Annotated in this window: 7 protein-coding genes and 1 pseudogene; 2 read left to right on the forward strand and 6 right to left on the reverse strand. The window is 43.2% G+C overall.

The features are described 5' to 3' along the window. The 3 genes and pseudogenes from LOSG293_RS06990 to LOSG293_RS07000 all read right to left on the reverse strand — a co-directional run bounded on the left by LOSG293_RS06990 (position 1) and on the right by LOSG293_RS07000 (position 2445). Complete coding sequence (locus LOSG293_RS06990; RefSeq protein WP_034528553.1) at positions 1–1104, reverse strand: ABC transporter permease; 1104 nt, start codon at positions 1102–1104, stop codon at positions 1–3. Between the two features lie 100 nt (positions 1105–1204). Next, positions 1205–1732 (reverse strand): DUF1697 domain-containing protein, encoded by a 528-nt coding sequence (locus tag LOSG293_RS06995; protein WP_034528555.1) that lies wholly within the window; start codon positions 1730–1732, stop codon positions 1205–1207. Next, positions 1729–2445 (reverse strand): annotated as a pseudogene (locus LOSG293_RS07000) (GTP pyrophosphokinase). The gene LOSG293_RS06995 and the pseudogene LOSG293_RS07000 overlap by 4 nt, the downstream one beginning before the upstream one ends. A 135-nt stretch (positions 2446–2580) precedes the next feature. Here LOSG293_RS07000 and LOSG293_RS07005 point away from each other — a divergent pair. After that, positions 2581–4203: an ABC-F family ATP-binding cassette domain-containing protein gene (locus tag LOSG293_RS07005; RefSeq protein WP_034528557.1), complete on the forward strand. Its 1623-nt coding sequence runs from the start codon at positions 2581–2583 to the stop codon at positions 4201–4203. Positions 4204–4337: 134 nt separating this feature from the next. Then, positions 4338–4835 (forward strand): DUF2798 domain-containing protein, encoded by a 498-nt coding sequence (locus tag LOSG293_RS07010; protein WP_034528559.1) that lies wholly within the window; start codon positions 4338–4340, stop codon positions 4833–4835. Positions 4836–4884: 49 nt separating this feature from the next. Here the strand turns inward: LOSG293_RS07010 and LOSG293_RS07015 are convergent, their stop codons facing one another. The 3 genes from LOSG293_RS07015 to LOSG293_RS07025 form a co-directional block, all read right to left on the reverse strand. After that, on the reverse strand, positions 4885–5988 hold the full coding sequence (locus tag LOSG293_RS07015; RefSeq protein WP_235786826.1) for an MFS transporter: 1104 nt from the start codon (positions 5986–5988) through the stop codon (positions 4885–4887). Between the two features lie 105 nt (positions 5989–6093). After that, complete coding sequence (locus LOSG293_RS07020) at positions 6094–6738, reverse strand: DNA alkylation repair protein (RefSeq protein ID WP_034528564.1); 645 nt, start codon at positions 6736–6738, stop codon at positions 6094–6096. A 117-nt stretch (positions 6739–6855) separates the two neighbouring features. Then, complete coding sequence (locus LOSG293_RS07025; protein ID WP_034528566.1) at positions 6856–7806, reverse strand: DMT family transporter; 951 nt, start codon at positions 7804–7806, stop codon at positions 6856–6858. Between the last annotated feature and the right edge of the window lie 198 nt (positions 7807–8004).

Below are 8004 nucleotides of genomic sequence, written 5' to 3' on the forward strand. Positions count from 1 at the left end.
CTATTCACCTCCAATGGCCTTAACGGGATCAACCTTGGTTACCGTTCTGATTGAGAATAGGCCACCAATAATTGAGACCGCAACCAATACGACACCGTCCAACAACCATTTGACCGGCTTAATCGCGTACGGCATCGCTGCTGGTAGGACCAAACTAGTCAGATACCCTAAGATGAAGGCCAGTCCAACCCCGATCACACCAACAATTAGGGATTGACCAATAATCGACAATGCTAAATAGCGGGTCCGAACGCCTTGCGCCTTCAAGACACCAAATAGAACCGTTTTTTGGAGCGTCATGACGTATAGGAAAATGCCGACAATCGCTGTGACGACGACAAACAGAAAACCAATCATCGTATCCAGTGTAATATTTTGAGCCGAATAACCCGGGATATTTTGGATAAACGTATTCACGCTCATTTTATCTAATTTGGTCCCGTCTCCGTTATTCTTGACGGTTACTTTATCGGCCGCTCGATTTTTAACGACGACCATGCTAATCGGCTTATCGGCAGCTTTAGTAAAACGTTGAGCACCGTACTTTAATTGAGTAAAAGCATTCAAATTCAGGTAGATGACTGGCACCTCGCTGAATTTGGTTGCCCTTGTGATGCCCACAATTTTGTAGGCTTTGGTTTGACTGCCCAATTTCACTTTTTGATTAAGGTGATAACCTAAATCAATCAGGTTTTGAGAAACAATAATTTCGTGTGAATTGCGATAGAGCCGCCCCTTTACCACATCAGGCACCACAAAACTCTTTTGGTGCGCCCCAAAAATTGAGACGTTTTGCTTCTCGCTTTTTCCTTCGTGGCGAACCGCCGTTGCGTACGCGCCAACGCCCGTTTTTTCGCCTTCGCCCACACTTACTCGGTCTAAGTCCGACCGTTTTAGAACAGAGGCGCTGGAAATTTTATTACTATCATCAGATAAGACAATAGCGCTAGACTTCCAATCCAGAATGGCTTGCTTGTTGCCATCCGCTAACCCATCGGCTAGTCCCGTCAGCATAAATACCACGTATGCCACCAGCACCATAACGCCAACAATCAAGGCGTAGCGTAGCTTTGCATATTTAATTTCTTTCCAAGCCAGATACATTCAATCTTCCTCCTATTCATTTTTCGCTAAATTTAGCATACCGCTTCGAGGAGAAAGTGTCAGCCTAGATGCTGGTTTGGGGGTAGAAAAAAGCCACCATTCACTTGGTGGCCTTCATTTTATCGATTTTAGCAATGATCTTCTCTAGCGTATTACCGTTTCTGATGGTCATTTGTTTATAGTAGGGATTCTTCATTAACTTAGAGTACTCACTCTTGAAGTAGCCCTTGCGATCGGCAAATGAGGATGACCAAAAGATGATATTTTGAGTCAAAAACACAGCTTCATACTCATCATTTAAATCACCAACGTGTGACATGACTGCCTCGGCTTTCACATCATTTAATAGAAAAATGGCGTTATGCCGCCAGCCATCATCCTGACGCCACCATTCAGGTAGTGCCTGAAGTGCTTGACGAATGACTTGTTCATCAACGACTAACGTTTCGATATCTTCCGGTAACGTCATCTCAATTTTTTCTTGGGGGTCGTCATATATAATAACGCCTGTAGCGCCAATCGTTTCTGCTTCCGGATGACCGCTTTCGGTAAAAAGTTGGCGGACATCCGCCATTTTAAGTCGGCGTTTACCCCCGACATTCACCCCACGTAATAACATTATTTTCATGGCTGTTTAATCTCACTATCATCATTTAATTTTTGATAAATGGTCTGCATCTTCGCTTCAATCTCGGCTAGCTCATCGGAGTAGCAGTGGAGGTCGGCGCCATACTGATCGACCAACTTTTCATCGATATCAGTTTTGTAGCGCAACTTGTGTTCCAAACTGGCCCACATATCCATGCCGATCGTGCGGATTTGGATCTCAACCTTCACATCTTGCACCCCACTCGCTTGGAAAACGGGTACGGAAGCGACCAGGTGCACGCTCCGATACCCACTGGGTTTGGGGTCCTTAACGTAATCCTTGCGTTTCAACAGCGTGACATCGGACTGGTTCACTAACAATTTTTCAATCAAATAAATATCATCAATATAATTGGTAATTACCCGGATGCCCGCAACGTCAGAAATCTGCGTTTTCATGTTGGCAACTCTAGGTTCAAAGCCCTTTTTCTGGAGCTTTTTCATAATGCTCTGAACGCTCTTAATCCGCTCTTCCATATGATGGATGGGATTATGGTCATGCTTCACTTAAAATTCTGAATCCAGATTTTCTAGTTTGGTTCCAATTTCATTCGCACCGGATTGAGCTAGAACAAAAAGCTCGTTTAAAGCTTCCATTTCCGAAATCGCAGGCTCAACCGGGCGGCCAATTTCATCCTTGAAATCCTTAGCAATCTTTTTAAAATCAATATAATTTTGACGTTCTAGTATCATTTAAAACCCTCCTGCATCTAACTGCCCACATTATACTATTGTTTCACATGGAACAATCAATATTTGTCCACATGGCGCTTATCTGATAGTATTAGGAAGCAAATATCGCGATTAAAATTAAAGTGAGGTATGAGATTGTTAACTGTAAATAATGTATCCATGTCGTTTTCCGATCGGAAACTCTACGACGATGTCAATTTAAAATTCACGCCGGGCAACTGTTACGGCATCATCGGTGCTAACGGTGCCGGTAAATCAACTTTTTTGAAGATTCTTCAAGGTGAAATCAACCCAACTACGGGTAACGTTTCAATGGGACCAAATGAGCGAATGAGTAGCTTGAACCAAGATCACTTTGCTTTTGATGATCAAACAGTACTCAACACCGTGTTACAAGGTCACGAAAAACTTTACGCCGTTATGATGGAAAAAGACGCCATTTATGCGAAACCTGATTTTTCTGACGAAGACGGTATTAAAGCCGCTGAATTAGAAGGCGAATTCGCCGAAATGGACGGCTGGAACGCTGAAAGTGATGCTAGTCAATTACTCCAATCACTTGGGATTCCTGAAGCCCAACATGATTCACTCATGAAAGACCTACCTGAAAGCGACAAGATCAAGGTCTTACTGGCTCAAGCCCTATTTGGTAAGCCTGACGTCTTGCTCCTTGACGAACCAACTAACGGACTGGATCCTCAGACCATTAGCTGGCTTGAAAACTTCCTGGCTGATTACCAAAACACCGTTCTCGTTGTCAGCCATGACCGTCACTTCTTGAATGCGGTTTGTACCCACATTTGTGACGTTGACTTCGGTAAAATCGAACTCTTTGTTGGTAACTACGACTTCTGGTTGGAAAGCTCAAAGTTGGCTCAAAGTCTTAAGGCCCAAGCTAACGCTAAGAAAGAAGACCAAATCAAGCAGTTGCAAGAATTCGTGGCTCGTTTCTCGGCCAACGCTTCTAAATCTAAGCAAGCCACTTCACGGAAGAAGCAACTTGAAAAGATTACCTTGGACGACATTAAGCCAAGTTCAAGAAAGTATCCTTTCATTAAGTTCAACCCTGAACGCGAACTTGGAAATGACCTACTGCGCGTTGAAAATGTTAGCTTAACGGTCGACGGCGAAAAAATTCTCGATAACGTTAGCTTCATTCTTCGTCCTGGTGACAAGACGGCGTTCATTTCTCATTCAGACGTGGCAACCAGCCTCTTGATGCAAATCATTGCTGGAACGCTGGAACCTGATACAGGAACAGTTACCTGGGGTGTGACAACCAACCGTGCTTATATGCCAAAGGATTTGACCCCTGAATTTTCTGACGAACGTTTCGACATCTTGGAATGGTTGCGCCAATATGCTAGCAAGGAAGAAAGTGACAACACCTTCCTTCGTGGCTTCTTAGGCCAAATGCTATTTAAGGGCGACCAGGTCTTGAAAAAGACTAACGTCCTCTCTGGTGGCGAAAAAGTCCGTAGTTATATTTCTAAGTTGATGCTCAGCAAGGCTAACGTGTTGTTGCTCGACGATCCTACCAACCATTTGGATCTTGAAAGTATCACAAGTTTGAACGACGCACTGGTTGATTTTGCTGGTTCAGTCGTCTTCACTAGCCATGACCACCAATTTATCCAAACGATTGCTAACCACATTATTGAAGTGGGACCAAAGGGCATCGTTGATAAGGCCGACACTACTTATGACGAATACATGAGTCATGAAGCAAGTCAGGCAAAAGCAGCAGATATTTACTAATTTCAAATAACGACAAAAAAATGCAAAACGGTATGAAAATCGTTTTGCATTTTTAATTTGTAATGAAAACGTAACTTATGAAAATCGTTCAAAGTGTGTATAGTGATTTTTAGTGCGAAAAAAGGAGAAAAAGTATGCCAAGAAATTTAAAAGAAGAAGTTGTCTTTACTGCTATCATGGCTGGCCTTATGGTCTTCGTCATGGTTTGCTATAACGTTGTGTTAGTCCAAGGCTTCACTAAGGGCTTCATGTTAAACTCAATCAAAGATTATCCAGGTGGTTTATTAGTAGCCATCATTTTGGATTTGTTAGTTGTCGGACCAATTGCCAAGGGCCTTGCCTTCAAGTACATCATTAACGATTACATGAAGAAGAACGTCGTGTTGATTGGTATCACCATCTCAGTAATGATGGTGCTCGGAATGGTGTCATGTATGTCATTATTCGGTATCATCATGGCCGGCCACGTTGGTGTTGCTAGCTACTTCCACGCTTGGATCTTCAACTTCATCGTTGCTTTACCATTGCAACTACTGATTGTTGGACCAATCGCTCGTGCCGTATTAGGCAAAATGCAAGCTGGTGCTGATCAAGTTGCTGCTGCAGAAAAGGTTTCAGAAGAAGCTGAATAATTTATGAGTTGAAAGAACCGCTTTCGGAAAAATTCCGAAGGCGGTTTTTTTAGTTTCTTATTTTTGATTTTCTCATCAATAAATCCGCTATAACCACCAACACTATCGTACTTAGCGAGGCAACTATCAGTAAATTCACGGTGCCAAAACGCTGAATCACAAATCCCATAATTGGATTAAGAATCATCGTCATCAAGGTTACGCAGAACGAGAGACCGGACATAAAGGTCGCTCGAGCTTCATCCTTAACCCATAGATTGAACATCTGCATGACGACTGGATCCAAAATATCCTCTACGATATACAACAGCCCTATTCCAATTAAGAAAAGATAGCTATTAGTTTGAATTTGGAAGAGCATCCCGACAAGCAAGACTGCAGACACAATCACAATCATCGTTCGATAACCTACTTTGGCTAACCGATAGGCTTGTGTTGCAACCAAACCTCCGAAGAAGCTAATAATCATAAAAATTGCGCCATTTTGCGAGGAAGAAAAGCCAATCTTGCTCACGTAATCCGGTAGTAGTGCGAAAATGCCGTCTACCATCGCCGCAATTAACGTGGTAAAACCAAACATAAACAAAATATTGGCCGAAGTCGTCATTTCCTTGAAGACCGACAAAATGGCACTCATAGACTGTCTAGGCTGTTCTTCAATGTTTTTAACGTTTACATCTTTCATTGTGACAATCAAAATTAATGCCGCGAATACCATCCCCGCCTGCAAAAGATACGGCAACGAGACACCATGACTATACAGAAAACCACCGATAAACGTGGCGATTCCCAGTGATAACGCATTGATGAATTGGCCTCGTCCACGAATTTGACCATACGCCGCTTCGCTGCCTTCATAGCGAATGGCTTCATAGAACAAGGCATCATCTGCACCACTCAACAAAGCGTTACCGATTCCCTCCATCACAAACGCTAACACTAAAAAACCGAAGCCAATCGCTTTTGTGACCATTAACGTTGTCAGCATGACCAGTAGGGAAGCCGTCAGAATGAAGAGTCCGGCCAAAATAATCGTTTTCCGTTTCAAAATATCGCTTAATACGCCACTCGGAATTTCAAACGCGAACTGTGAAAACAGAAAAATCGACTGCAATAACGCAAATTGAACTAAATTGTAGTGTAAAAATTGCACGAGAAAAATAATGTTGACGATTCGGGTGAAACGCAGTGATTTAAAAGCCGTGTACAGATAGTATTTTAGGACGAAATGCGTGTGTTCTTCGATACCTCATCCCCCCTATAAATATTTACTTCCTTCTCGGACGGCCAGTTTGCTCAAGTCATGCGTTTTAATAAAATTAGCCACCCACTCAGGATTAGTTTTGCTGTATTGACGTAACGACCAACCAATAGCCTTTTGAATGAAAAATTCATCAGTTTTTAAGTCCGCCAAAATCGCCTTTTCGAGCATCTCAGTGTCCGTATTTTCCTTTTCCATGAGCTGCAAATTAATCGCAACTCGACGCTCCCACATGTTGTCACTTCCAAAAAATAAATTGAAAACGGCCTGTTTTTGATCCGGATGAAGCGCGATATACTTGCCGTAAAGGGGTCGCCAAGAATCAACGGAATCCCACCAACTATCTTCTTTGATGTAGACCCGAAAATCGTCTAGGTCGGCTAATTGCCAGCGTTTTACGTTACGCACTGCCAAATCAATTGCTAAATATTGATATTCACGAAAGCCACGGTGATAAAGATCATCAATCCACGCTCGAATATCAGATAACTCGGCTTTGGTGCTCGCCTGAATTAAGGCCTTGCTTTCAGCCTTTCGAACCGGTGTTTTAAGCCCTAAAAATTGAAATTGGTTTTTCAGATACGCCTCCATCCCCGGTTTATTGGTGGCATTGTTGCTAAAGGTGAAATCTAGCTTGGTCATCGGTGCGTCCTCCCCGCGAAAAATAAGTTATGCTCATTATACTTTAATCTGGCTCGTTAACGCTGTGGAAATAAAAAAACCGCTAATTTCGAAAAATTAGCGGTCAAATATTTTCCTTTAAACTACCCTTATCAGCACCACGCCTATAACCATCACCAGCAAACTCAATAATTGTAGTCGGGTTACAGGGGACTTCTTGGCACCGAACCACCCAAATTGGTCGATCAGCAAACTTCCGACCATCAGGCCAACCAGTACAATGACGACAGCCAATCCTGTCCCGACGATTGGGACCAGGTAGACGTTACCAAGAACATATAGTGCGCCAATGAAGCCACCGAACCACATCCAAATTGGATTCGACTGCTCTTGAGTATGCAACGCACTGACTGTCGGCCGTAAAATGAGCACAATGATAATCAGACCAACCGTACCCACGACAAACGAAATGAACGCACCTTTGACGGGTGAACCCAGCACATGACCCAAGTGACCATTAATTGCAGTTTGAGTTGCATTAAGCATCCCCGTAATCACACCAGCGAGGCGCCAAAACATCAGGCCCTGCGTCTTCTTTTTCTTGGCTACAGACTTTTCCAGTTTATTACTACGGGATTCAACCCAATCATTAATGCTGACAGCACTGATAACGCCCAATAGTACTAGTAACGCGCCAAGTACCCGGACAATCGTCAGCGAACTAGTTGGTGAGTAAAATAGACCGAAGTTATCAATCAGCAAACCTGCCAAAATTTGACCAACAACGGGCATAATCACCGTTTGAACGCTCCCCAACTTAGGAAACAACAGAATATTACCAGTCAGGTAAACCAGTCCCAGCAAACCGCCAAGCCAAATCCACCAAGGTTGTTGCCCGATAAAAGTACTGGAGACTCCAAGCGACGTCCCACTAATGACGGTAATGACACCCAAGAATAATGTCCCCACTAAAAATGAAACTAATGAAGCCAGATAAGGCGAGCCCAGCGAACCTCGAAGTCGTGAATTAATACTCGTTTGCACGGGCAAGCCAAAACCGATGACAAAACCCACAATGATAGCGATCATATAGCATCCCTCCCGAAAACATAAATCTATAGGCTCATCATATACCGATTGAGAATTGGAAGCACGTGAAGAGACGCGGGTAAAGACGCGGGTAAAAAAGAAGAGGCTGTGACATAAGTCTCTAAAAAGTGGAATCTAAATCGGATAATTCGATTTAGATTCCACTTTTTTAGTCAAGATTAAGGAGCTTAGCTCCTC

Source organism: Secundilactobacillus oryzae JCM 18671 (genome assembly GCF_000740055.1).
Taxonomy (GTDB): domain Bacteria; phylum Bacillota; class Bacilli; order Lactobacillales; family Lactobacillaceae; genus Secundilactobacillus; species Secundilactobacillus oryzae.